Here is a 25638-nt window from a genome sequence, read left to right as displayed (position 1 = left end):
TCGCACTAAATTTACATTCTTTACACTTTTGCCTTACGGTTTTTACCCACTCATTCGTCCGCCGCGTTTTACAGGGCAGATAAGAATCAATACCATTAGCGCCTCTCTGTTTTCAGGTATTGCCCCATGTTGCTGCATATTCCCGGCCTGTTCTCTCGCGAGGAGGTGCTGCGCATTCGCCAAGCCCTGGAAAACACTGAGTGGGCCGACGGTAAAATCACCGCCGGGCACCAATCCGCCAAGGCCAAGCACAACCTGCAATTGCCCGAAGGCCACCCGCTGGCCAAGGAAATCGGCGCGGCGATGCTGGAGCGTTTGTGGAACAACCCGCTGTTTATGTCGGCGGCACTACCGCACAAAGTCTTCCCGCCGTTGCTCAACTGCTACACGGCCGGTGGCAGTTTCGATTTTCACATCGACAATGCCGTGCGCCAGGCGCGCGGCAGCCACGAGCGGGTGCGCACGGATCTGTCGTCCACGCTATTCTTCAGCGACCCGGAGGAATACGACGGCGGCGAACTGGAGATTCAGGACACTTTTGGCCTGCAACGGGTAAAACTGCCGGCGGGCGATATGGTGCTGTACCCCGGCTCCAGCCTGCACAAAGTCAACGCCGTGACCCGTGGCGCGCGCTATGCCTCGTTCTTCTGGACCCAAAGCCTGGTGCGCGAAGACAGCCAGCGCACCTTGCTGTTCGAAATGGACGGCGCCATCCAGCAACTGACCACGGACGTACCCGACCACCCGGCGCTGATCCAGCTCACCGGCACCTACCACAACCTGCTGCGCCGCTGGGTTGAGGTGTAAGCATGGGCTTTTTATTGCGCCGTGAAGAAGTGCTCAATGTCGAGCAACTGCAAAGCATGCTCGACGACTCCCCGGTGCGCGCTGCGCAGGCGATCCTCGTGGCGGCGAAGGAAGGCGTGGTCGACGCTCAAGCGTTGCTCGGGCAAATCCTGCTGGAAGGGCGCGGCATTGCACGCGATGAAGCGCTGGCACTGCGCTGGTTCCAGATCGCGGCCCATGGCGGGCATTGGATGGCGCGCAATATGACCGGGCGTTGCCTGGAGCATGGTTGGGGTTGCGCCGTCGATGAAGCAGCGGCTGCGCGCAATTATCGTCTGGCGGCAGAAGCTGGATTGGATTGGGGGCAGTACAACTACGCCAACTTGCTGGCGACCGGCCGCGGTGTTGCGCAAGACCGAGCGCAAGCGTTGGCGTTTTACCGGCTGGCCGCAGAGCAGGGCCATGCCAAGTCGATGAACCTGCTGGGGCGTTATCTGGAGGACGGCCAGTATTGCCCTCAGGATCTGGATGCGGCCGTAGCGTGGTATCGCCGTTCAGCCGAAGGCGGGGATTTTCGCGGGCAGTTCAGTTATGCGGCGGTGTTGGCTGATAGGGGCCAGATCGAGGAGGCGCTGGGTTGGCTGCGCCAGGCACTGGCTGGAGGGAACCTCAAGTTTTTGCGCACCGCGCACAAGGCGCTGTTAAATGCAGCGCAGCCGGAAATCAGGTCTTTGGCTAAAGATTTCGAGCAGCGAGTGGCCCAATTAAACGATGAGCGGCATGGGTTAGCAGTTGCTGCACCGCTCTAAATCACTATGATTGAAGCTGATTCAGATTTAATCATATGTTTCGCAATGCTGCGAAGAGAGGATTTATGGGCGCCGACACTAAAGTACTGACCGCTCACGTCCCCACCGCCTTGGCGCAAAAAGTCGATCAGATGGCGGCACGGATGGATCGTTCGCGGGGCTGGATCGTTAAGCAAGCGCTCGCCGATTGGGTCGATATGGAGGAAGCACGCAGCCGGCTGACACGAGAGGCCATGGCCGATGTCGATGCCGGTCGGGTGATTGATCAGCAAGCGGTTCAAGCCTGGGCGGATAGTTTAAGCACTGATTCGCCGCTGCCGGTACCTCGCTGATGGAGTTGAAGTGGACCAGTAAGGCCTTATCGGATCTGGCTCGACTTTTCGACTTCCTGGCCGTCGTAAATCGCATGGCGGCGGCGCGTACGGTGCAGTCACTTTCCCAAGCACCTTTGAGCTTGTTAAGTACCCCGCGCATCGGTGAACGCGTTGAAGAATTTGAACCGCGGGACGTAAGACGACTGTTGGTTGGTCATTACGAAATGCGCTACGAAATTCAAGAATCAACACTCTATATTTTGCGTTTATGGCACGTGCGCGAAGATCGCTGAAACGTAGCCCCCATAAAAAAACCCATGACATGTCATGGGTTTTTTGTGTGCAGCGTGCTTACACGTAGTAAGACTTCAGCGGCGGGAAGCCATTGAATTCAACCGCGCTGTAGCTGGTGGTGTACGCACCGGTCGACAGCCAGTACAAACGATCACCAATCGCCAGGTTCAGCGGCAGGCCGTACTTGTAGTTTTCGTACATGATGTCGGCGCTGTCGCAGGTAGGACCGGCGATGACCACTTCTTCCATCTCGCCTTTTTTCTCGGTCCAGATCGGGAACTTGATGGCTTCGTCCATGGTTTCGATCAGGCCGGAGAATTTGCCCACATCCGTGTACACCCAACGCTCGACGGCGGTGCGCGATTTACGTGCAACCAGTACCACTTCGCTGACCAGGATACCGGCGTTGGCGATCAACGAACGGCCCGGTTCCAGGATGATTTCCGGCAGGTCGTCGCCGAAATCTTCCTTGAGGAAGCGGATGATTTCTTCGGCATAGGTTTCCAGGCTGTTGGTACGGGTGATGTAGTTGGCCGGGAAGCCGCCGCCCATGTTGATCAGCTTGAGGTGGATGCCGTCTTCTTCCTTCAGGCGTTCGAAGATCACTTTGACCTTGGCGATGGCGGCATCCCACACGCTGATGTCGCGCTGTTGCGAGCCGACGTGGAAGGAGATGCCGTAAGGCACCAGGCCCAGGTCGCGGGCGAGGATCAGCAGGTCCATGGCCATGTCGGTCTGGCAGCCGAATTTGCGCGACAACGGCCAGTCAGCCGTGGTCGAGCCTTCGGTGAGGATACGCACATACACTTTCGAACCCGGCGCGGCCTTGGCGATGTTGCGCAGGTCGGCTTCGGAGTCGGTGGAGAACAGGCGCACGCCTTTATCAAAGAAGTAGCGGATGTCCTTGGATTTCTTGATGGTGTTGCCGTAGCTGATACGGTCCGGGCTGACGCCACGGTCCATCACTTTATCCAGCTCGTAGATCGAGGCGATGTCGAAGCTCGAACCCTTGTCTTTCAACAGGTCGATGATCTCGACGGCCGGGTTGGCCTTGACCGCGTAATAGACTTTGGCGAATTCGAAACCGGCGCGCAGGTCATCGTAGGCCTGGCTGATCATCGCGGTGTCGATCACCACGAACGGGGTTTCTTGCTTGTCGGCGAACGCCTTCATTTTGTCAAAAGTGGCGCGCGCGAAATAATCTTCGACGTTGATCGACATGCTGGGAACTCCTAAGGGCAAACTGTAGTAATCAATGGGTGCAACTGAACGTCCTCCGTATCCCCACTTTGGTTCGCCTACTTCCCAAGGCATGTCGCCGAAAGCAAAAAGGCCATGGGATAACCGCGTCCCTTGGCCTTGCTGTCTCGTCGTCAGTACTTGAGCCGGATGGATCGTTTCCAGCATGGACGTTCGGCGCGAACTTTAGGACGTGAGGGGCCATAGATCAACTAAAAATGTCGCGTTTTTGCACGCGTTCGTCGCGGGACCCGGTGCAGCTACTTATGTAACCGACAGGTGTGACGGATTGATGTTCCCCCGGGAGTGTTATTTGAGGGGGATTTGGAGCGCTTTGTGGCGAGGGAGCTTGCTCCCGCTGGGGCGCGAAGCGGCCCCAAAATCAGTCAACCCCGTTTACCTGAAACTATTGAGTCGTCTGTTCTGGGGCTGCTGCGCAGCCCAACGGGAGCAAGCTCCCTCGCCACAGAAGTTAATCAGGCCAGTGCTGTCTCGGCAGGCGACACGATACTGGTCTTGCCCCCACGCGACTTACCGGAACTCAGGTACTCGGCAATCGATTCCTGGGTCACTTCACCGAGGAACACCCGCTCCGCATCCATCACCGGCAACCACGAACGGTTGAACTCATACATACGCGACAACAGGATGCGCAAATGCTCGTCGTACGCCGCCGTGGCGTTGAACTCGCGCAGGTACTGCCCGCAGGTGCCGGTCTGACGGTGCAGGTCGCGACGTCGTACATACCCCAGTGCCTTGTTCTCGGCGCAGGTGACCACCACATAACGGCGGTCAGTTTCATCCATCAGCTCCAGCGCATCCGCCACCGGAGTTTCCGGGCTCACCGACGGGGCGTTGTCGGCTGCATCTTCGGCTTTGACCAGCAGCAGGCGCTTGAGGGTGCTGTCCTGGCCGACGAAGTTGCTGACGAACTCGTCAGCCGGATGCGCCAGCAAGGTGTCCGGATGGTCGATCTGCAGCAGCTTGCCGGCGCGGAAGATCGCAATCTTGTCGCCCAGCTTGATGGCTTCATCGATGTCGTGGCTGACCATGATCACGGTCTTGTTCAGCGCCCGTTGCATCTCGAAAAACTCGTTCTGGATCATCTCGCGGTTGATCGGGTCGACTGCGCCGAACGGTTCGTCCATCAGCAGCAACGGTGCATCGGCCGCCAAAGCGCGGATCACACCGATCCGCTGTTGCTGGCCACCCGACAGTTCACGCGGGTAACGGTGCAGGTACTGCTTGGGTTCGAGCTTGATCATGCTCATCAACTCGCGGGCGCGGTCGTGGCATTTCTGCTTGTCCCAGCCGAGCAGCTTGGGCACGACCACGATGTTTTCCTCGATGGTCATGTTCGGGAACAGGCCGATCTGCTGGATCACATAGCCGATGTTGCGACGCAGGGTCACTTCGTCGAGGTCGGTGGTGTCCTCGCCGTTGATCAGAATCTTGCCCGAGGTGGGCTTGATCAAGCGGTTGATCATTTTCAGCGTGGTGCTCTTGCCGCAGCCCGACGGGCCGAGGAATACGCAAATTTCGCCTTCGTTGACGGTCAGGCTTACGTCGTTCACGGCGGAGACAGTCTTGCCGTTGCTTTGAAAAGTCTTGGTCAGGTTTTGAAGTTCGATCATTTGAGCAGTCCTTTTGGAGTCAGCGAGCGTTGCAGCCATTGCAGAAGCAGGTCGGCGAAGATGGCCAGGAGACTGACCAGCACGGCGCCCACGATCAGCATCGACATGTCGCTGCGGCTGATGGAAGCCAGAATAAGTACACCCAGGCCACCGGCGCCGATGGTGGCGGCGATGGTCATTACACCAATGTTCATCACCACGGCGGTGCGCACACCGGCGAGGATCACCGGCACGGCAATCGGCAGTTCGACCATGCGCAGGCGCTGGCCGAAGGTCATGCCGATGCCTTTGGCGGCTTCGCGAATGCCAGGCTCGACGCCGGTCAGCGCCAGGTAGGTGTTACGCATGATCGGCAGCAGTGAGTAGAGGAACACCGCGGTAATCGCCGGCATCGGCCCCAGGCCCTGGCCGAACTTGGAGTAGAACGGCAGCAGCAGGCCGAACAGCGCGATGGACGGCACGGTCAGCAGCACCGTGGCGCTGGCTTGCAGCGGGCCGGCCAGGGTCGGGAAGCGTGTCATCAGCACGCCCAGCGGCACGCCCACGACAATCGCGAGAATGACCGCAATGCCGACCAGGGTGATGTGCTGCCAGGTCAGTTGCAGGACAAGTGCCCAATCAAGATGGGAAAAGGCGTTCAGGAATTCCATGTCTTCTCCTCTTATTGGCTGATGGGATGTTGGCGCAGAAAATCTGCGGCCACGGCGGATGGGCTTTCATGGTCGACGTCGACCCGCGCGTTTAACTGGCGCATGGTTTTATCGTCGAACAACGCGGCCAGCGGTTTCAGGTCGGCGGCCAATTGCGGGTGAGCGTCCAGATAAACCTGACGCACCACGGGCGCTGCGGTGTAGTCCGGGAAGTAGTGCTTGTCGTCTTCCAGCAGCTTCAATTTGAAGGCGTTCAGGCGACCGTCGGTGGTGTAGACCAACCCGGCAAACACCTGGCCATTACGCAGCGCGGTGTAGACCAGGCCGGCGTCCATCTGCCGAGTGTTTTTACGCGTGAGGTTCATGTCATACAGCTTGACCATGCCGGCCATGCCGTCGGAACGGTTGGCGAACTCGGTGTCCAGGGCTACCAGGCGGTTTTCCTTGGTTTTTTCCGCCAGGGCTTGGGTCAGGTCGCTGATGCTATTGACCTGCGGGAACTCCTTAGCCACGTTCTCCGGCAATGCCAGGGCGTAGGTGTTGCTGAATTTCGACGGCGACAGCCAGACCAGGCCTTTTTTCGCGTCGAGTTCTTTCACCCGAGCGTAAGACTGTTCGCTGTCGAGCTTCTCGTCGATATGGTTGTAAGCCACCAGCGACACGCCGGTGTACTCCCAAATTAAATCAAGCTGCCCGCTTTCCTGGGCACTGCGCGCCAGGTTACTGCCCAGGCCGCCGGTCACACGGGTGTCGTAGCCCTTGGTGCGCAGGTACTGGGAAGTGATTTCGGCGAGCAGGGTCTGTTCGGTGAACACCCGGGCGCCGATGCGAATCACCGGTTTTTCGGCGGCTTGCGCAATGCCTGCAAACAGCAGGACGCAGCTCAATATCAAAGTCAGTTTTTTCATGTGATTTCCTTTGCCAAGCCTTAAGACGCACGCACTCCGCGTTCCAGCCAGAGGCGGCTGGCCATGGTCACCAGACCGTCGAGCAGCAATGCCAGCAGCGCGGTGCACGCGGCGCCGAGCAGCAGTTGCGGCTGATTGTTCAGGGCGATGCCGGGGAAAATCAGGCTGCCCAGGCTGTTGGCGCCAATCAGGAACGCCAGCGGTGCGGTGCCGACGTTGATCGCCAGGGCCACGCGCACGCCGCCGATGATGATCGGCACGGCGTTAGGCAGCTCCACGCGAAACAGCACCTGGCGCGGCGTCATGCCGATACCGGTGGCAGCTTCTTTGAGTGAGCCTTGAACGTTTTTGAGGCCTTCGTAGGTGTTGCGCACGATGGGCAGCAACGAGGCGAGGAACAACGCGAAGATGGCCGGGCCACTGCCGATGCCGAGGACGCCGAGGGCGATGGCCAGTACGGCCAGGGGAGGGACGGTGTTGCCGATGTTGAAGATCTGCATGAAGCGTTCTGCGCGCCCGACCATGTTCGGTCGGCTGAGCAGGATGCCGGCGGGGATGCCCACAACGAGGGCGGCCAGCATGGAGACTAGAACGAGGATCAGGTGTGCTTGCAGGTAAAACAACAAATCGTCGCGGTACAGTTCGATCGTGTTGATGCCGATCCAGTGGACCAGCAGGGCCAGGAGTGCGACGACAACCGCACCTCCTATCAGCCCTTTGCCATAGCGAATAGCCACAGGCGGACTCCTTTTTTCTTTTGTCGGCGAACACATTCTCCGGCGGCAATGCCATTGCTGGCTGCCTTCGAATGTGTTCGCGAAAAGCAGCTCGCCGATACCGGCAACGCGGTATGCGATCGAGCCATGAGCGCAGCCTCGTCAGGCTAACTTGCTGATTTTTCAGCCCCTGTTCCGAGTGCGGTAGCAGGGGAGTGGACGTCTCTACCTTTTAAAAGGTTCCATACTTGGCAGCATTTAGCCACCCCCAATCGGGTGAACGGTGGTCCGGCGCCTGGGGTTTGCGCTATACTCGCCGCCCTTTTTTGACTCACCTGCCAGGCGATTTCCCATGACCCACCAGGCCGCCGAAGTCGCGAAACGCCGCACTTTCGCCATTATTTCCCACCCCGATGCCGGTAAAACCACCATCACCGAGAAGCTGTTGCTGATGGGCAAGGCAATCGCTGTGGCCGGCACGGTGAAATCCCGCAAATCCGACCGCCATGCGACATCCGACTGGATGGAAATGGAAAAACAACGGGGTATTTCCATTACCACGTCGGTCATGCAGTTCCCGTATCGCGACCACATGGTCAACCTGCTCGACACCCCCGGCCACGAAGACTTCTCCGAAGACACCTACCGCACCCTCACCGCGGTGGACTCGGCCTTGATGGTTCTCGATGGCGGTAAGGGCGTTGAGCCACGGACCATCGCGCTGATGGACGTGTGCCGTCTGCGTGATACGCCAATTGTCAGCTTCATCAACAAACTCGACCGCGATATCCGCGACCCGATCGAGTTGCTGGATGAAATCGAAGCCGTCCTGAAGATAAAGGCCGCGCCGATCACCTGGCCGATCGGCTGCTACCGCGACTTCAAGGGTGTGTACCACCTGGCCGACGACTACATCATTGTCTACACCGCTGGCCACGGTCACGAACGCACCGAAACCAAGATCATCGAGAAGCTCGACTCGGACGAAGCCCGCGCCCACCTGGGTGACGAGTACGACCGTTTTGTCGACCAGCTGGAACTGGTGCAGGGCGCCTGCCACGAGTTCAACCAGCAGGAATTCCTCGACGGCCAGCTGACGCCGGTGTTCTTCGGTACTGCACTGGGCAACTTCGGTGTCGACCACGTGCTCGACGCCGTGGTGGATTGGGCACCCAAGCCTCTGGCCCGGGTTGCCAACGAGCGCACCGTGGAACCGGTCGAAGAGAAATTCACCGGCTTCGTGTTCAAGATCCAGGCGAACATGGACCCCAAACACCGCGACCGTATCGCCTTCATGCGCATCTGCTCCGGCAAATACGAAAAAGGCATGAAGATGCGCCACGTGCGCACCGGCAAGGACGTGCGCATCGGCGACGCCCTGACGTTCTTCTCCTCCGAGCGTGAGCAACTGGAAGAGGCGTTTGCCGGCGACATCATCGGTTTGCACAACCACGGCACCATCCAGATCGGCGACACCTTCACCGAAGGCGAAGCGCTGGGCTTTACCGGTATCCCGCACTTCGCCCCGGAACTGTTCCGCCGCGTACGCCTGCGTGACCCGCTCAAGTCCAAGCAACTGCGCCAAGGCTTGCAGCAATTGGCCGAAGAGGGCGCCACCCAGGTGTTCTTCCCCGAGCGCAGCAACGACATCATCCTCGGCGCCGTCGGTGTGCTGCAGTTCGATGTGGTCGCCAGCCGCTTGAAAGAGGAATACAAGGTCGAATGCTCCTACGAGCCAATCACCGTGTACTCCGCGCGCTGGATCGATTGCAGCGATAAGAAGAAGCTGGAAGAGTTCTCCAACAAGGCCGTAGAAAACCTCGCGATCGACGGCGGTGGTCACCTGACCTACCTGGCACCGACGCGGGTCAACCTGGCGCTGATGGAAGAGCGCTGGCCGGATGTGAAATTCCGGGCGACCCGCGAACACCACTAAGGTCTGCGCGGTACACCAAAGGGCGAAGCTGTCATGGCTTCGCCCTTTTTTGTGTGCGCGACGCTGGTCCATTGTGGGAGCTGGCTTGCCTGCGATGGCGGTCTGTCAGTAACCCTATCAGTGGCTGGCCCACCGCTATCGCAGGCAAGCCAGCTCCCACATTTTGATCTTCATCTGTCCGGGCCATTGGCGCGAACCCCGCATCCGGTCTAGTGTTTTCAAATGCTTCACCCACTCACCGACGGATCCGGAGGCGACCTTGCGTATAACTCAACGTGCCGTCCAGCTGATGTTGCTGGCAGCCCCAGGCTCAGCCCGCGCCCAAGGAATATCAAGAAAACCCCTACAATGACGGTGAGGACAGGATACGTGAGGCCTGATTGGCATAAACCCGAGAACGGAACTAGCTTCATTCACAGCGCCGGTCGAACGCTGGCGCACGTGTTTCACTGACTGGACGGAAATCGACCATGACTATCTTTCAACGTTTGGTGCTGTTGCTGAAAGTGTTGGTGATGTTATCGCTGGGCGCTTCTTCGGCGTGGGCCAGTACGGCTGTGCAGAGCCAGGCCCCAGGCTATGTGGCGGCGAAGACGGCGCAGGTGGGTGGTTTGCAGTTGGCCAAGAGCGAGTCTGAGGCCGGTGATGAGGACCAGGGCGGTTCCAAGGATGATGATGACCAGCAAGCGCCGCCAGATGACGATGACAACTCTGAAGGTGACAGCGATACCTGAGTCGAGATGAAAAAAAGCCCCGCCTGCCGGACTGATGCGCAATCCGACGGGTGGGGCGGTAGAACTCCTCTAAGTCGATCGTTCCCACGCTCCGCGTGGGAATGCATCCTGTGACGCTCTGCGTCACGCCTTAATCGAGCGACGGGACGCAGAGCGTGGGAACGATCCAGCGATCTCGTCAGGCCACGAATTGCTCCGCATAGTGGCAAGCCACCTGACGGTTATCCAACGCTCGCAACTGCGGCTCCTCACTGCTGCACCGCGCCGTGGCATACGGGCAACGCTTGTGGAACGCGCAGCCAGGCGGCGGGTTCAGCGGGTTGGGCAGTTCGCCGACGATCTTGATCTTCGGCTTGTTCGGGTCCGGGTGGATGGTCGGGGTGGCCGACAGCAGCGCCTGGGTGTAGGGGTGCAGCGGGCGCGCGTAGATGTCTTCCTTGGGGCCGACTTCCACGGGGCGGCCGAGGTACATCACCATCACGTCGTCGGCGACGTGTTGCACCACCGCCAGGTTGTGGGAGATGAACACGTAGGCGGTGTTGAATTCCTGCTGCAGGTCCATGAACAGGTTGAGTACCTGGGCCTGGATCGACACGTCCAGCGCCGAGGTCGGCTCATCCGCCACCAGCACTTTAGGCTGCAACATCATGGCGCGAGCCAGGGCGATGCGCTGGCGCTGGCCACCGGAGAACATGTGCGGGTAGCGCTGATAATGCTCAGGGCGCAGGCCCACTTGCTTCATCATGGCCTGCACTTTCTCGCGGCGTTCGGCGGCGGACAGGTTGGTATTGATCAGCAGCGGCTCGCCGAGCTGGTCACCGACCTTCTGGCGCGGGTTCAACGAGGCGTACGGGCTCTGGAACACCATCTGCACGTCTTTGCGCAATTGTTTGCGCTGGGCCTTGTCGGCGCCGGCGACTTCCTGGCCGGCGATTTTCAAGGAGCCGGACGACGGCTCTTCAATCAGCGTGAGCGCACGGGCCAGGGTGGATTTACCGCAACCCGACTCGCCTACCACGGCGAGGGTCTTGCCGGCTTCCAGTTCAAACGACACGCCATTGAGCGCGCGCACCAGTGCATGGCCCTTGAACAGGCCACGGGACACTTCGTAGTGACGGGTGAGGTCGCGGGCGGTAAGAACGACGGCCATTACGCCACCTCCTGGTTCAAGGGGTAGAAGCAGCGCGCGAGGCTGTTGCTTTTCGGGTCAAGGCCGGGGCGCTGGGCACGGCAGGATTCCTGCACGTACGGGCAACGTGGCGACAGCAGGCAACCCTGCGGGCGGTCATAACGACCAGGCACGATACCCGGCAGCGTGGCCAGGCGCGTGGCGCCCAGGCTGTGCTCGGGAATGGCCTTGAGCAGTGCTTCGCTGTACGGGTGCGCCGGAATGTCGAACAGTTGCGGCACCTGACCGACTTCCACGGCCTGGCCGGCGTACATCACGCACACGCGCTGGGCGGTTTCAGCCACGACCGCGAGGTCGTGAGTGATCAGCACCAGGCCCATGTTCTGCTCTTTTTGCAGGGCCAGCAGCAGTTCCATGATCTGCGCCTGGATGGTCACGTCCAATGCCGTGGTCGGCTCATCGGCGATCAGCAGCTTCGGCTCGCCGGCAATCGCCATGGCGATTGCCACGCGCTGGCTCATACCGCCGGACAGTTGGTGCGGGTAAGCATCCATACGGCTGGCGGCGCCTGGGATTTCTACCTTTTCGAGCAGTTCGATAGCGCGTTTGCGGGCTTGCTTGCCGGACATTTTCAGGTGCAGGCGCAGCACTTCTTCAATCTGGAAACCCACGGTGTAGCTGGGGTTCAGCGCGGTCATCGGGTCCTGGAACACCATCGCCAGGTCTTTGCCGACGATCTGGCGACGCTGGCGGTTGCTCAGCTTGAGCATGTCCTTGCCGTCAAAGTTCAGCGCGTCGGCAGTAACGATACCGGGGTGCTCGATCAGGCCCATCAGCGCCATCATGGTCACGGATTTACCCGAGCCCGACTCGCCAACGATCGCCAGTACTTCGCCTTTGTCGACGGAAATGTCGAGGCCATCGACCACCGGCACGGCGGTCTTGTCGCCGAAGCGCACGTTGAGATTCTTGATTTCTAACAGTGACATGGGAATCTCCTCAGGCGGCGTTCTTGAGTTTCGGGTCCAGCGCATCGCGCAGGCCGTCACCCATCAAGTTGATTGCCAGCACGCTGAGCAAAATGGTCAAACCAGGCAAGCTCACCACCCACCAGGCGCGTTCGATGTAGTCACGGGCCGAAGCCAGCATGGTGCCCCACTCAGGGGTTGGCGGTTGTACGCCAAGGCCAAGGAAGCCCAGGGCGGCAGCATCGAGGATCGCCGAGGAGAAGCTCAAGGTGGCCTGTACGATCAGCGGCGCCATGCAGTTGGGCAGCACGGTGATGAACATCAGGCGTGGCAGGCCGGCGCCGGCGAGGCGGGCGGCAGTCACGTAGTCGCGGTTCAGTTCGCCCATTACCGCAGCGCGGGTCAGACGGACATAAGACGGCAGCGACACGATAGCGATGGCGATGACGGTGTTGATCAGGCCAGGGCCGAGGATTGCGACGATGGCAACAGCCAGCAGCAGCGATGGCAGGGCCAGCATGATGTCCATCAAGCGCATGATGGTCGGGCCAAGCACGCGTGGGAAGAAACCGGCGAACAGGCCCAGCAGGATGCCCGGGATCAGCGACATCACCACCGACGACAAGCCGATCAGCAACGACAGGCGCGAACCCTGGATCAGCCGCGAGAGCAGGTCACGGCCCAGCTCGTCAGTACCCAACAGGAACTGTATTTGCCCACCTTCCAGCCAGGCCGGTGGGGTGAGCAGGAAGTCGCGGTATTGCTCGCTGGGGTTATGTGGCGCAACCCACGGGGCGAAAATCGCGCAGAACACGATCAGCAACATAAACAGCAGGCCGGCAACCGCGCCTTTGTTTTTGGAAAAGGCTTGCCAGAATTCTTTGTACGGGGACGGGTACAGCAGGCTTTGATCGACTGCTACCGCTTGAGTAGGTGTGCTCATGGTCATGATCTCAGCGCTGGTGACGGATGCGTGGGTTGGCGAAGCCGTAGAGGATATCCACCACGAAGTTCACCATGATCACCAGGCAGGCGATCAGCAAGATGCCGTTTTGCACCACCGGGTAGTCCCGCGCGCCAATGGCTTCGATCAGCCATTTGCCGATGCCGGGCCACGAGAAGATGGTTTCGGTCAGGACCGCACCGGCCAGCAGGGTGCCGACTTGCAGGCCGACCACGGTCAGTACCGGGATCAGCGCGTTACGCAGGCCGTGCACGAATACCACGCGCGCCGGCGACAGGCCTTTGGCCTTGGCGGTGCGGATGTAGTCTTCACGCAGTACTTCGAGCATCGACGAACGGGTCATGCGCGCAATCACCGCCAGCGGGATGGTGCCGAGCACGATGGCCGGCAGGATCAGGTGGTGCAGGGCATCCCAGAACGCGTCCGGCTCGTCAGCCAGCAAGGTGTCGATCAGCATGAAGCCAGTGCGCGGCTCGATGTCGTAGAGCAGGTCGATACGCCCGGAAACCGGGGTCCAGCCCAGGCTCACCGAGAAGAACATGATCAGGATCAGGCCCCACCAGAAGATCGGCATCGAATATCCCGCAAGGGAGATGCCCATCACCCCATGGTCGAACAGGGATCCTCGTTTAAGGGCCGCGATCACCCCGGCCAACAGGCCCAGGATACCGGCGAACAACAGGGCGGCCATGGACAGTTCCAGGGTCGCAGGGAAGAGGGCGGTGAATTCGGTCCACACGCTGGTGCGTGTGCGCAGGGATTCGCCGAGGTCGCCGTGGGCGAGCTTGCCTACATAGTCAAAGTATTGCGCATAGAGCGGCTTGTTCAGGCCAAGGCGTTCCATTGCCTGTGCGTGCATCTCGGGGTCGACACGGCGTTCGCCCATCATGACTTCTACGGGGTCGCCGGGAATCATGCGAATCAACGCAAACGTGAGCAACGTGATGCCGAAAAACGTGGGGATCAATAACCCCAATCGGCGGGCAATAAAACTAAACATCTTGTTGTGTACCTCAATCAGCCGGTTAGGCAGGTTCGGCACCGTCAATGTCGACGGTGCCGAGCGTCTTCTCTTATTTACTTCACCTGGGTGGTGGCGAAGTTATTTGTACCCAGAGGGCTTTGGGTAAAGCCTTCTACGTTCTTGCGCATGGCGGTGAACAATTTCGGGTAAGCCATGGGAAGCCATGGTTGATCTTTTTCGAAAACGTCCTGTGCTTGTTCATAGAGCGCAGCGCGCTGGCCGGGTTCAGCGATCGCGCGCGCTTTGTCGATCAAGTCTTGAAACTCTTTGTTACACCAGCGGGCGTAGTTTTCGCCGTTTTTCGCTGCATCGCAACTCAGGTTTGGCGTGAGGAAGTTATCCGGGTCGCCGTTATCACCGACCCAACCGGCCGAAACCATATCGTGCTCACCGTTTTTGGCACGCTTGAGCATCTCGCCCCATTCCATCACTTTGATGTTCACTTTCAGGCCGATCTGCGCCAGATCCGCCTGCATGCGCTGGGCGCCGAGCATCGGGTTGGGGTTGGTCGGGCCGCCACCGTTACGGGTGAACAGGGTGAACTCGGTGCCTTCCGGCACGCCGGCTTCCTTGAGCAGGGCGCGGGCCTTGTCGAGGTCACGGGTTGGGTTTTTAAGCTTGTCACTGAAACCCAGCAAGGTTGGCGGGTAAGGGCCGGTGCCCACCACGGCATTGCCTTTGCCGAACAGGGCTTCGGTATAGCCGGCCTTGTCGAATGCGATGTTGATCGCGTGACGCACCCGTGCATCGCTCATGTACTTGTGGGTGGTGTTAAGTGCGGTGTAGCTGGTGGTCATCGCCGCCAGTTCATCGACTTTCAGGTTCGGGTCTTTCTTGATGCTTGGAATGTCATCCGGCTTGGGAAACAACGCGATCTGACATTCGTTGGCCTTGAGCTTCTGCAGGCGCACGTTGTTGTCGACGCTGATCGCCAGGATCAGCGGGTCGACTGCCGGTTTGCCGCGGAAGTAGTCGGGGTTGGCCTTGAACCGCGCCTGGGCGTCTTTCTGGTAACGGATGAAGACGAACGGGCCAGTGCCGATCGGCTTGGCGTTGAGGTCTTCGGTCTTGCCGGATTTGAGCAACTGGTCAGCGTATTCCTTCGAGTGGATTGAAGAGAACGCCATGCCCAGGTCGGCAAGGAAAGGTGCTTCAGGACGGGTCAGGGTAAAGACGACGGTGTGATCGTCGGTCTTCTCTACGCTCTTGAGCAGTTCCTTGAAGCCCATGCTTTCAAAGTACGGGTAGCCCACGAGGGACTTGTTGTGCCAAGGGTGATTCGGGTCCAGCTGGCGCTGAAAGCTCCAAAGCACGTCGTCGGCGTTCATGTTGCGCGTGGGTTTGAAGTAGTCGGTGGTGTGGAACTTTACATCGTCACGCAGGTGGAAGGTGTAGGTCAGGCCATCAGCGCTGATCTCGGGCAGGGCCTTGGCCAGTGCCGGTACAACTTCGGTGGTGCCGGGCTTGAAGTCCACCAGGCGGTTGAACATGGTTTCAGCGGCGGCGTCGGCGGTTACTGCGGTGGTGTACAGAACCGGGTCAAAACCTTCCGGGCTGGCTTCGGTGCAGACCACCAGCGGTTTGGCCGAAACGCCGATCGCAACGCTCAACAGCGCAGCGGCAATGGCAGCTTGTAGCGGGAGCATTTTCATTCAGAGCCCTCTGCAATCGATTAAACCAGACAAGCGTAGACGGCGGGCTCGTGATGAGCCCGCCGTCTACCTGGCGCTAATTAAAGAATGTTGAACGGGATGGTGGTGACCAGGCGGAACTCACGGATGTTGCCGTCAGCCTGGTTGGCGCTGGCACGGTGAGTCACGTAGGTACCACGGATGGTGGTGGCCTTGAGTGGGCCGCTCTGCAGGGCGTAGGAAGTACCGATGCCGTATTCCTGGTGTTTCTCGCCATCCTGATTCTGGATGCCGTTGTAAGCGAAGCCTTTCACGCCGCCGTCGCCGGTGTAGTGAGTGCCGTCGATGCCCCAGCCGCGAGCCGAGTAGATGTTGAACTTCAGGCCAGGCACGCCGTATTCGGCCATGTTGAGGCCGTAAGCGACCTGGAACGATTTCTCGTTCGGACCGTTAAAGTCGGACGTCAGGGAGTTGGCCAGGTAGATGCCGTTGGTTTCGTGCAGGTAGTCGAAGTACTCGTTACCGTTCACTTCCTGGTACGAGAAGGTCAAGCTGTGAGCCTGGTGAGTCAGGCCCAGCGACAGCGAGTAGGTGTCGTTGTCGATCTTGCCCATCAACTTTTTGCCTTCGTCGACGGTCTTGTAGTAGTTCAGGCCAGTGGTCAGGGCCAGGGTCTGAGCATCACCCAGTTCGTGGGTGGCGCCGAAGTAGTACTGGTTCCAGAAGTCTTTGACTTGAGCGCCAAAGAAGCTGGTTTTCAGGCTCTTGAACGGCTGGTAGTTCACGCCGGCGGTGTAGACGTGATCCGCTTCCTGGCCATTGCCGTATTCACTGCGGAATTTCGACAGGCTCTGTTCGGTACGTGGCGACACGCGGTCGAAGTAAGCGCCCTGGAACGACAGGTTGCTGAATTCTTCGCTGTTCAGGGCGAAACCTTCGAAGCTCGATGGCAGCGCACGGTTGCCGATGGTGTCGACGATGCCGCTGCTGAAGTTCTGGCGACCGGCGGTCAAGGTGGTGTTCGACACACGGAACTTCACGTTGGCCAGGCCCAGTTTGCTCCACTGGTCGACTGCATCACCGTTGGAGTCGGCCAGGGTACGGTTGGAACCACCCTTGATGTCGCGCTTGCTGCGGTCCAGAACCAGAGCGTTGTAGGCCGCGACTTCGGTAGCGACGCCCACGGTGCCTTGGGTAAAGCCCGAGCTCAGGTTGAGGATGGTGCCCTGTACCCAGTTGGTACGGTAAGCGTCAGTGCGCGCTTCGCCGTGCTTCTGGTAGGTGAACTTGCCGCCACGGAACTTCTGTTCGTTGGAGAACCAGTTACGGGTGGTACCGCCCAGGCTTGCGCCGTCGACAAAGCCTTTGGCCTCGCTTTGGGCACTGGTGCCGGCCAATGTGGTTGGAACGAAGTCCTGGCTCTGGGTTTCAGCGAAGGCGGTTGCCGTGATGCTGCTGATGGCCAGGGCCAGAAGCGCTTTGCTGCTCAGTTTCATGGGTGGAGCTCCTTTGGTTCTCTTTTTAATGCCGGTCTTTTTAGGTGAACCGGCTATTGGGTGTGTAACTCGTTCAAGCTATTGCAAACGTTTGCCGTAGGATAAATCCCAACAAAAGGCTGCACGTTTGCTACGGAGCCGATTTGGCTCCGCACCATCCGGTTATTTTCTTATGGGTTGAAACTGACGCCCGAGAACACGTTGCGGCCGAAGGGGCTGACTTTGAAACCTTCGACTTTGGCGCTTAACGGCTGGTTGACCGTCGAGTGGGCGACTGGCGTGATCGGCACTTGCTGTTTAAGCAATTGCTGCGCCTGTTTGTACAGAACAGTCCTTTGTTCGCGGTCGGTCACGACCTTGGCTTGCTTGATCAGCTTGTCGTACGCCGGGTCACACCACATGGAGTAGTTGTTCCCGCCGATGGCGTCGCAGCTGTAGAGGGTGCCCAGCCAGTTGTCCGGGTCACCGTTGTCGCCGGTCCAGCCGATCAGGCTGATATCGTGCTCGCCGTTTTTGGTGCGCTTGATGTACTCGCCCCATTCGTAGCTGACGATCTTGACCTTGAGGCCGATCTTGGCCCAATCGCTTTGCAGCATTTCGGCCATCAGCTTGGCGTTGGGGTTGTACGGGCGCTGCACCGGCATGGCCCACAGGGTGATCTCGGTGCCTTCTTTAACGCCGGCGGCCTTGAGCAGTTGCTTGGCTTTTTCCGGGTTGTAGGCGGCGTCCTTGATGCTGTCGTCGTAGGACCACTGGGTCGGCGGCATGGCGTTGACCGCCAGTTGGCCCGCGCCCTGGTACACGGCATTGAGGATACTTTGCTTGTTCACCGCCATGTCCAGCGCCTGGCGCACTTCGAGCTGGTCGAAAGGTTTGTGGCGCACGTTGTAGGCGATGTAGCCGAGGTTGAAACCTGGCTTGGTCAACAGTTGCAGGTTTGGATCGGCCTTGAGCGCGTCGACGTCAGCGGGGCGCGGGTGCAGGGTCACCTGGCACTCGCCAGCCTTGAGCTTCTGCACCCGCACCGAGGCGTCGGTGTTGATGGCGAAAATCAGTTGGTCCAGCTTGACGCGGCTCGGGTCCCAGTACTGCTTGTTGCCCACATAACGGATCTGCGAGTCTTTCTGGTAGCGCTGGAATACGAACGGGCCAGTGCCGATCGGCTTCTGGTTGATGTCGCTGGGTTTGCCTTGTTTAAGCAACTGTTCGGCGTACTCGGCCGACAGGATCGAGGCAAAGCTCATGGCGATGTTTTGCACAAACGCGGCATCAACCGTGTTCAGGGTCATCACCACGGTGTAAGGGCCGGTCTTCTCGACCTTGGCGATGTTCTTGTTCAGGCTCATCCCGTTGAAGTATGGAAACTCGGTGGGGTAGGCCTTGCGAAACGGGTATTCAGGGTCAAGCATGCGGTTGAAGGTGAACAGCACGTCGTCGGCGTTGAAGTCGCGCGTCGGCTTGAATTCCTTGTTGCTGTGGAACTTCACCCCTTCACGCAGGTGAAAGGTGTAAGTCAGGCCGTCTTCGGAAATATCCCACTTGGTTGCCAGCCCAGGCACCACGTCAGTCGCGCCTTTTTCGAATTCAACCAGGCGGTTGTACAAGGGCTCCGCCGCGTCGTTGTCGGTGGCGGTGGTGTACTGCGCGGTGTCGAACCCGGCCGGGCTGCCTTCAGAGCAGAACACCAGGCTCTTCTTTTCGGCGGCTTGGCCCATCGTGGCCACAGCCAGCAGGCTGGTGCCAAAAATTGCGGATAGAACAGTGGTATGGCGCATGACGATCCCGATCCTTGTTTGTTGTTGTCACCAGCGAACAATCACCCAGGCGTCAGGCCTGGGCGACATCACTGATCCCACATACAGCAAGTGCCTTTCCTAGGTTGGAGCCTCTGCTGTCCTACGACGGTATGGGTCGCGGAGCTTGCAGTAAATGCGCCAAAACGGATTGACCTTGTAGGCAACGGATGCACATGCCGCAGTTCATTGCTGTAGGACGGCAATGTTGCGGATGTGGTCTGTTTCCTACGGTCTGGGCGGATGCAATAACGGCGACGTTATGAAACGTCGCCGCTACTGAGCCTTACTTGCCGCTTACGCTAACGCCGTAGAAGGAGTTCAAGCCAAACGGGCTGATCTTGAAGTCCTGCACGGTGTTGCGCATGGGTTGATACACCGTCGAGTGCGCGATAGGTGTCATCGGGACTGCATCTTTGAGGATATGTTGCGCCTGCTTGTACAGCTCGGTGCGTTTGGCGACATCCGATGTGGCTTTGGCTTCTTTGACGATGCCGTCGAATTTCTTGTCGCACCATTTGGAGAAGTTGTTACCGGACAGCGAGTCGCAGCCGAACAGCACGTTCAGCCAGTTGTCCGGGTCACCATTGTCACCGCTCCAGCCAATGATCATGGCCTGGTTCTCGCCGCCTTTGGAACGCTTGATGTACTCGCCCCACTCGTAGCTGACAATGTTGACCTTCAGGCCGATCTGTTTCCAGTCGTTCTGCAGCATCTCGGCCATCAGCTTGGCGTTCGGGTTGTACGGACGTTGAACCGGCATGGCCCACAGGGTGATTTCGGTGCCTTCCTTGACGCCCGCTTCCTTGAGCAAAGCCTTGGCTTTGGTCACATCATACGGGGCATCCTTGATGGTGGTGTCGTAGGACCACTGGGTCGGCGGCATGGCGTTGACGGCCAGTTGGCCTGCGCCCTGGTACACGGAGTCGATGATCTGCTGCTTGTTCACCGACATGTCCAGCGCTTCACGTACACGCAGGTCAGACAGTGGGTTGGCGGCGGTCTGGCCCTTGAGCACCGGCATAACGTTGTAAGCGATGTAGCCCAGGTTGAAACCGGCCTGGTGCGGCAGTTTCAGGTCCTTGTCTTCACCCAGCGCCTTGAGGTCGGCTGGACGCGGGAACAGGGTCACCTGGCATTCGTTTTTCTTCAGCTTCTGGATACGCACCGACGGGTCAGTGGTGATGGCGAAGATCAGGTTGTCGATCTTCACGTCTTCAGGCTTCCAGTAATCCTTGTTGCCGGTGTAACGGATGTTGGAGTCTTTCTGGTAGCTCTTGAACACGAACGGGCCAGTGCCGATTGGCTTCTGGTTGATGTCCTGTGCCTTGCCTTCTTTCAACAGTTGGGCGGCGTATTCAGCCGACTGGATCGACGCGAAGCTCATCGCCAGGTTCTGGATGAAAGCGGCGTCCACAGTGCCAAGGGTGAACTTGACGGTGTGGTCATCGACTTTCTCGATGTTCTTGATGTTGGTGTCCATCCCCATGTCCGTGAAGTACGGGAACTCGGTGGGGTAGGCTTTGCGGAACGGGTCGTCCTTATTGATCATGCGGTTGAACGTGAACAGCACGTCATCAGCATTGAAGGTACGGGTCGGCTTGAAGTACGAGGTGGTGTGGAACTTCACGCCATCACGCAGGTGGAAGGTGTACGTCAGGCCATCCGGGGAAACGTCCCAGCTGGTGGCCAGCCCAGGAATCACAGCAGTGCCGCCGCGTTCGAACTGGGTCAGACGGTTGAACATGGTTTCGGCCGAGGCATCGAAGTCTGTTCCGGTGGTGTACTGGCCTGGGTCGAAACCGGCCGGGCTCCCTTCGGAGCAGAACACCAGGTTAGTCGCCGCTTGGGCGAATGGAGCTGCGGCCATAAGGCCAGCACTCACTAAAAGCGGAAGGACTGCGTGTTTAAGCATGTTGGCCTCATGATTTGTTGTCATTTTTGGTGGTGAGGGCGACCTCGTGAGTCGGCCTGCGGATACTTATGCAGGGGCCATACCCATTGCAAGATGCTGAACCGTTGCGAGAGGCAAACTGTGGTACGAACGTACAGGAATGTCGCATTTATGAAAGTTTGTACATAAATGCATATATATAGAGGGTTTTTTCGGTGCATTGCGCGCACCAAAAAGGCCCAACCGAAGCGTCTGGCGCACTCGGTTGGGGCGGTGATGTTACTTATCTAGACTGACACCATAGAACGGCGTAAGCCCAAACGGGCTGATCTTGAAGTTTTGCACTTCCTTACGCAGTGGCTGGAAAACCGTCGAGTTCGCAATAGGCGTTATAGGTACTTGTTCCTTAAGTATTTTTTGCGCCTGTTGATACCACTTGATGCGTTGCTCGCGGTCGTTGCTGGCCTTGGCTTGTTGCACCAGCTTGTCGTAGGCCGGGTTACACCATTTGGCGTAGTTACTGCCCTTGACGGCGGCACAACTGTAGAGCACGCCGAGCCAGTTATCCGGGTCGCCGTTGTCGCCGGTCCAGCCATAAATCATGGCGTCATGCTCGCCATTTTTGGCGCGCTTGATGTATTCGCCCCATTCGTAGCTGATTATGTTGGCCTTGATACCGACCTTCGCCCAATCCTGCTGGATCATTTGTGCCGACATGCGTGCGTTGGGGTTTGAAGCGCGCTGTACCGTCATGGCCCACAAATTGATGGTGGTACCTGGTGCAACCCCTGCTTCTTTTAGTAGCGCCCGGGCCTTGGTCGGATCGTAGGGCGCATCCTTGATAGTGGGGTCATAAGACCACTGCGCCGGTGGCAGTGCGTTCTGCGCCAATTGTCCGGCGCTTTGGTAAACAGCCTTGATAATTGCCGGCTTATCGATGGCCATGTCCAGCGCCTGGCGCACTTTGAGCTGGTCCAGCGGCGGATGCGTCACGTTGTAGGCCAGGAAACCCAAGTTGAAACCGGCCTGTTGCAGCACGCGCAGGTTGGGGTCTTGTTTCATTATTTCAATGTCGGACGGACGCGGGTAACCGCTGACCTGGCATTCACCGGCCTTGAGTTTCTGCAGGCGCGCGGCGGCGTCCGGGGTGATGGCGAATACCAGATTGTCGAGCTTCACATCCTCGGGCTTCCAATACTGCTTATTGGCCACGTAGCGAATCTGCGAATCTTTCTGGTAGCGCTTGAACACAAACGGGCCTGTACCCACCGGCTTCTGGTTGATCTCTTCGGCTTTGCCTTCTTTGAGCAACTGAGCGGCGTACTCGGCTGATTGCACCGAAGCGAAGCTCATGGCCAGGTTCTGTACGAACGAGGCATCGACATTGTTCAGGTTGAACTGCACGGTGTGCTCGTCGAGTTTCTCGACGGTTTTGATCGTGGTGTTCAGGCCCATGTCAGTGAAGTAGGGCGACTCGGACGGGTAAGCCTTGCGAAACGGGCTGTCGGCATCCAGCAGGCGATTGAACGTGAACAGCACATCATCCGCATTGAAGTCGCGGGTAGGGGTGAAGTAGTCGGTGGTGTGGAATTTGACGCCATCGCGCAGGTGGAAGGTGTAGGTCAGGCCGTCTTTGGAGACCTCCCAGCTTGTTGCAAGGCCAGGTTCTACCTCGGTGCCACCGCGCTTGAACTGGGTCAGGCGGTTAAAGACGGTTTCGGCTGAGGCATCGAAGTCGGTGCCGCTGGTGTACTGGCTGGGGTCGAAGCCGGCGGGGCTGGCTTCGGAGCAGTAGACCAGGGTAGTCGCCGCCTGAGCGGTCGGCATCAAGGCCAGGAGGCCGGCGGCAAGGAGCAACGGTTTTAAGGTGATTCTTTCCATGGAGACCCCTGAAGTGGCAGGCATATAAAAGCTGCCCAAACGAAAACGGCGGTCACCGAGGTTACCGCCGTTCAGGGTTGTCAGGTAGGGGTCACTGCATCTGTACTTCAATCACCCCATCAGCGCTCATGTTGACTTGACTGGTGCCGGCTTCTACTTCTGGCGTTGGCGCCGAATCCGCCATGGCCGCCTTCATCATCATCCCGCCATTGCGGGCGTAAGGCATCGGGTAACCATTGGTGTTGAAGTTCAGGTTGACGATCTTGTAGCCCTTGCCACCCAACGCGTCAGTTGCGAGCTGGGCACGGGCCTTGAACGCGGCGACCGCATCCTTGAGCAACGCATCTTCGCTGGCCTTGCGCGTGGTGTCGGCGATGGCGAAGTCCATGTTTTCCATTTTCAGGGTGTTCAACAGCTCGCCAGTGAGTTTGGACAGTGCCGGGAAGTCGGCGCTTTCCAGACGCAGTTCGGCGCGTTCGCGCCAACCGGTGATCTTCTGGTTCTTGCTGTCGTAGATCGGGTAGCTGTTGCGGCTGCCTTGGCGCAGGGTTACGGCTTTGACTTCACGTGCCTGGCCCAACGCCTTGTTCATGGTGTTGGTGATTTCGGCAGCAAGCTTGGCCGGGTCAGCATTTTGCGATTCGGTGTACAGCGTGACGATCATCTTGTCGCGGGCAACCTCCTGGCTGACCTCGGCGCGCAGGGAAATCTGGTTGTAGTTCAGCCCTTCGGCTGCCAAAGCGGGGAGGCTGGCAAGGGTGGCGACGCCCAGGGTGATAACAGCTGCACTGCGAGTGAAACGAGACATGGAAGCTCCTTAAGGTGTTCGTATCGGGTATGACTGTAGACGGTGGCATCGGGTTCTTCGGGTTTACACATTCGCTACAAGTTGTGATGGCGCCGACGAACGGTCGTTTGGCCGGCCTGCGTCAAAGAGCCACACGCGCCGTGCCAGCGGGTCTGCTTCGTTTATACTCGTGCCGATCCGCCTGCAGCGCTCACCGGGAGAGCTCATGCTCGCCGCCGTAAAACTGACTTCCGCCACACGCCAGAACCTCTGGCGCCTGACGTTCATCCGCACCCTGGTACTGGCCGCACAGGCCGGCTCCGTCGGGCTTGCCTATTGGTTCGACCTACTGCCGCTGCCGTGGCTGCAACTGGGTGTGACCCTGGCGTTTTCCACTGTGCTGTGCGCGTTCACGGCCATCCGCCTGCGTACCACGTGGCCTGTGACCGAGCTGGAATACGCACTCCAGTTGGCCTGCGATCTGTTTATCCACAGTGTGTTGCTTTATTTCTCTGGTGGTTCCACCAACCCGTTTGTTTCTTACTACCTGGTGCCACTGACCATCGCCGCCGTGACCTTGCCATGGCGCTATTCGGTAGTGCTGTCGGGTATTGCGCTGACGCTCTATACCTTGCTGCTGGCGCAGTTCTATCCGTTGCAAACCTTTCCCATCGCTCGCGAAAACCTGCAGATCTACGGGATGTGGCTGAGCTTTGCGCTGTCTGCTGCAGTGATCACGTTCTTCGCTGCACGCATGGCCGAAGAACTGCGCCGTCAGGAAGAACTGCGCGCCATACGCCGCGAAGAAGGCCTGCGCGATCAGCAATTGCTGGCCGTCGCCACCCAGGCCGCGGGTGCCGCCCACGAGTTGGGCACGCCGCTGGCGACCATGAGCGTGCTGCTTAACGAAATGACCCAGGACCATCACGACCCGGTGTTGCAAGAAGATCTCGGCGTGCTGCGCGAACAGGTCAAACAATGCAAGCAGACCTTGCAGCAACTGGTGCGCGCCGCCGAAGCCAATCGCCGCCTGGCGGTGGAGATGCAGGACGTGACCCAGTGGCTCGACGAAGCCCTGAATCGCTGGCACCTGATGCGCCCCGAAGCCAGTTACCGTTTTCATCTATTAGGGCAGGGCAGTGTGCCGCGCATGGCGCCGCCGCCGGACCTGACCCAGGCCTTGCTCAACCTGCTGAACAACGCCGCCGACGCTTGCCCCGAAGGCTTGGGCGTGCAGTTGGACTGGGACGCCGAAAACGTCACCATCAGCATTCGTGACCACGGCGCGGGCGTGCCGCTGGCCATTGCCGAACAGATCGGCAAACCCTTCTTTACCACCAAGGGCAAAGGCTTCGGCCTCGGCCTGTTTTTGAGCAAGGCCAGCGTGACCCGCGCGGGCGGCTCAGTGAAGCTCTATAGTCATGAGGAAGGTGGCACGCTCACCGAGCTGCGCCTGCCCCGTGTCGCACGAGGAGATATCGATGAGTGACGAGATCCAAGTCGAAGGCGAAGAACTGCCGCACCTGTTGCTGGTAGATGACGACGCCACCTTTACCCGCGTGATGGCGCGCGCCATGAGCCGTCGTGGCTTTCGCGTGAGCACCGCAGGTTCGGCTGAAGAAGGCCTGACCATCGCCCAGGCCGACCTGCCGGACTACGCCGCGCTCGACCTGAAAATGGATGGCGACTCCGGCCTGGTGCTGCTGCCCAAGCTGCTGGAGCTCGACCCGGAAATGCGCGTGGTGATCCTCACCGGTTACTCCAGCATCGCCACCGCCGTCGAGGCCATCAAGCGCGGCGCCTGCAACTACCTGTGCAAGCCGGCGGATGCCGACGACGTGCTGGCTGCCTTGCTCTCCGAGCACGCCGACCTCGACACCCTGGTGCCGGAAAACCCGATGTCGGTGGACCGCCTGCAGTGGGAACACATCCAGCGCGTGCTCACCGAACACGAAGGCAATATCTCCGCCACTGCCCGTGCCCTGGGCATGCACCGTCGCACCCTGCAACGCAAGCTGCAGAAGCGTCCTGTACGGCGCTGAACAAAGTCT

Annotated in this window: 23 protein-coding genes; 8 read left to right on the top strand and 15 right to left on the bottom strand. The window is 59.2% G+C overall.

The annotated features are described in order from the left end of the window. The first annotated feature begins 126 nt into the window (after window positions 1-126). The 4 genes from ACQY47_RS10480 to ACQY47_RS10465 all read left to right on the top strand — a co-directional run bounded on the left by ACQY47_RS10480 (window position 127) and on the right by ACQY47_RS10465 (window position 2202). Window positions 127-807, top strand: coding sequence for a Fe2+-dependent dioxygenase (locus tag ACQY47_RS10480; RefSeq protein WP_176991552.1), 681 nt, complete (start codon window positions 127-129; stop codon window positions 805-807). A gap of 2 nt (window positions 808-809) precedes the next feature. Further along, window positions 810-1595, top strand: a complete 786-nt coding sequence (locus ACQY47_RS10475; RefSeq protein WP_138452771.1) for a tetratricopeptide repeat protein — start codon at window positions 810-812, stop codon at window positions 1593-1595. A gap of 65 nt (window positions 1596-1660) precedes the next feature. Continuing rightward, window positions 1661-1927, top strand: a complete 267-nt coding sequence (locus ACQY47_RS10470) for a CopG family ribbon-helix-helix protein (protein ID WP_017138296.1) — start codon at window positions 1661-1663, stop codon at window positions 1925-1927. Further along, window positions 1927-2202: a type II toxin-antitoxin system RelE/ParE family toxin gene (locus tag ACQY47_RS10465; protein WP_428557057.1), complete on the top strand. Its 276-nt coding sequence runs from the start codon at window positions 1927-1929 to the stop codon at window positions 2200-2202. The genes ACQY47_RS10470 and ACQY47_RS10465 overlap by 1 nt, the downstream gene beginning before the upstream one ends. A gap of 58 nt (window positions 2203-2260) precedes the next feature. On the opposite strand, the gene ACQY47_RS10460 is transcribed toward ACQY47_RS10465, so the two are convergent. The 5 genes from ACQY47_RS10460 to ACQY47_RS10440 all read right to left on the bottom strand — a co-directional run bounded on the left by ACQY47_RS10460 (window position 2261) and on the right by ACQY47_RS10440 (window position 7407). Next, the gene (locus ACQY47_RS10460; protein ID WP_017138295.1) at window positions 2261-3424 is read right to left on the bottom strand and encodes a type III PLP-dependent enzyme; all 1164 of its coding nucleotides are present in this window, start codon (window positions 3422-3424) and stop codon (window positions 2261-2263) included. A gap of 494 nt (window positions 3425-3918) precedes the next feature. After that, on the bottom strand, window positions 3919-5076 hold the full coding sequence (locus ACQY47_RS10455) for a betaine/proline/choline family ABC transporter ATP-binding protein (protein WP_017138294.1): 1158 nt from the start codon (window positions 5074-5076) through the stop codon (window positions 3919-3921). Beyond that, on the bottom strand, window positions 5073-5726 hold the full coding sequence (locus ACQY47_RS10450; RefSeq protein ID WP_017138293.1) for an ABC transporter permease: 654 nt from the start codon (window positions 5724-5726) through the stop codon (window positions 5073-5075). The genes ACQY47_RS10455 and ACQY47_RS10450 overlap by 4 nt, the downstream gene beginning before the upstream one ends. Before the next feature lie 11 nt (window positions 5727-5737). Further along, window positions 5738-6634 carry a glycine betaine ABC transporter substrate-binding protein gene (locus tag ACQY47_RS10445; RefSeq protein ID WP_428557056.1) on the bottom strand — a complete coding sequence of 299 codons (897 nt, stop codon included), beginning with the start codon at window positions 6632-6634 and terminating at the stop codon, window positions 5738-5740. A gap of 20 nt (window positions 6635-6654) precedes the next feature. Next, window positions 6655-7407 (bottom strand): ABC transporter permease, encoded by a 753-nt coding sequence (locus ACQY47_RS10440; protein ID WP_428557055.1) that lies wholly within the window; start codon window positions 7405-7407, stop codon window positions 6655-6657. Window positions 7408-7702: 295 nt separating this feature from the next. On the opposite strand from ACQY47_RS10440, the gene ACQY47_RS10435 reads away from it, so the two are divergent. Further along, window positions 7703-9286, top strand: coding sequence for a peptide chain release factor 3 (locus tag ACQY47_RS10435; protein ID WP_017138290.1), 1584 nt, complete (start codon window positions 7703-7705; stop codon window positions 9284-9286). Between the two features lie 470 nt (window positions 9287-9756). Beyond that, window positions 9757-10020 carry a hypothetical protein gene (locus ACQY47_RS10430; protein ID WP_017138289.1) on the top strand — a complete coding sequence of 88 codons (264 nt, stop codon included), beginning with the start codon at window positions 9757-9759 and terminating at the stop codon, window positions 10018-10020. A 178-nt stretch (window positions 10021-10198) separates the two neighbouring features. Here ACQY47_RS10430 and ACQY47_RS10425 read toward each other — a convergent pair whose 3' ends face one another. The 10 genes from ACQY47_RS10425 to ACQY47_RS10380 form a co-directional block, all read right to left on the bottom strand. Then, window positions 10199-11170: a peptide ABC transporter ATP-binding protein gene (locus ACQY47_RS10425; protein WP_017138288.1), complete on the bottom strand. Its 972-nt coding sequence runs from the start codon at window positions 11168-11170 to the stop codon at window positions 10199-10201. Further along, window positions 11170-12138 (bottom strand): ABC transporter ATP-binding protein, encoded by a 969-nt coding sequence (locus ACQY47_RS10420; protein WP_017138287.1) that lies wholly within the window; start codon window positions 12136-12138, stop codon window positions 11170-11172. Before ACQY47_RS10420 ends, ACQY47_RS10425 begins: the two co-directional genes overlap by 1 nt. Window positions 12139-12148: 10 nt before the next feature. Next, window positions 12149-13060, bottom strand: a complete 912-nt coding sequence (locus ACQY47_RS10415; protein ID WP_017138286.1) for an ABC transporter permease subunit — start codon at window positions 13058-13060, stop codon at window positions 12149-12151. A 10-nt stretch (window positions 13061-13070) separates the two neighbouring features. Further along, on the bottom strand, window positions 13071-14081 hold the full coding sequence (locus tag ACQY47_RS10410; protein WP_026013789.1) for an ABC transporter permease subunit: 1011 nt from the start codon (window positions 14079-14081) through the stop codon (window positions 13071-13073). Between the two features lie 77 nt (window positions 14082-14158). Continuing rightward, entirely contained in the window at window positions 14159-15757 is a 1599-nt protein-coding gene (locus ACQY47_RS10405; RefSeq protein ID WP_428557054.1) for an ABC transporter substrate-binding protein, read from the bottom strand. 80 nt (window positions 15758-15837) lie between these two features. Continuing rightward, window positions 15838-17232, bottom strand: coding sequence for an OprD family porin (locus tag ACQY47_RS10400; protein ID WP_017138283.1), 1395 nt, complete (start codon window positions 17230-17232; stop codon window positions 15838-15840). 170 nt (window positions 17233-17402) lie between these two features. Continuing rightward, a complete protein-coding gene (locus ACQY47_RS10395) occupies window positions 17403-18947 on the bottom strand; it encodes an ABC transporter substrate-binding protein (RefSeq protein WP_370589437.1) in 1545 nt (514 codons plus the stop codon). A gap of 364 nt (window positions 18948-19311) precedes the next feature. Beyond that, window positions 19312-20940, bottom strand: a complete 1629-nt coding sequence (locus ACQY47_RS10390; protein ID WP_428557053.1) for an ABC transporter substrate-binding protein — start codon at window positions 20938-20940, stop codon at window positions 19312-19314. 258 nt (window positions 20941-21198) lie between these two features. Next, window positions 21199-22800, bottom strand: coding sequence for an ABC transporter substrate-binding protein (locus tag ACQY47_RS10385; RefSeq protein WP_428557052.1), 1602 nt, complete (start codon window positions 22798-22800; stop codon window positions 21199-21201). A gap of 91 nt (window positions 22801-22891) precedes the next feature. After that, complete coding sequence (locus ACQY47_RS10380; protein ID WP_428557051.1) at window positions 22892-23608, bottom strand: SIMPL domain-containing protein; 717 nt, start codon at window positions 23606-23608, stop codon at window positions 22892-22894. 205 nt (window positions 23609-23813) lie between these two features. Here ACQY47_RS10380 and ACQY47_RS10375 point away from each other — a divergent pair, with 205 nt between their 5' ends. Then, the gene (locus tag ACQY47_RS10375; protein WP_017138277.1) at window positions 23814-25076 is read left to right on the top strand and encodes an ATP-binding protein; all 1263 of its coding nucleotides are present in this window, start codon (window positions 23814-23816) and stop codon (window positions 25074-25076) included. Continuing rightward, entirely contained in the window at window positions 25069-25629 is a 561-nt protein-coding gene (locus tag ACQY47_RS10370; RefSeq protein WP_003171731.1) for a response regulator transcription factor, read from the top strand. The genes ACQY47_RS10375 and ACQY47_RS10370 overlap by 8 nt, the downstream gene beginning before the upstream one ends. Window positions 25630-25638 lie beyond the last annotated feature (9 nt).

It is taken from the genome of Pseudomonas edaphica (assembly GCF_965277385.1).
GTDB classification, from domain to species: Bacteria; Pseudomonadota; Gammaproteobacteria; order Pseudomonadales; family Pseudomonadaceae; genus Aquipseudomonas; species Aquipseudomonas edaphica.
Note: the sequence above shows the minus strand (reverse complement) of the source record. Positions and strands in the feature narration are given on the sequence as shown.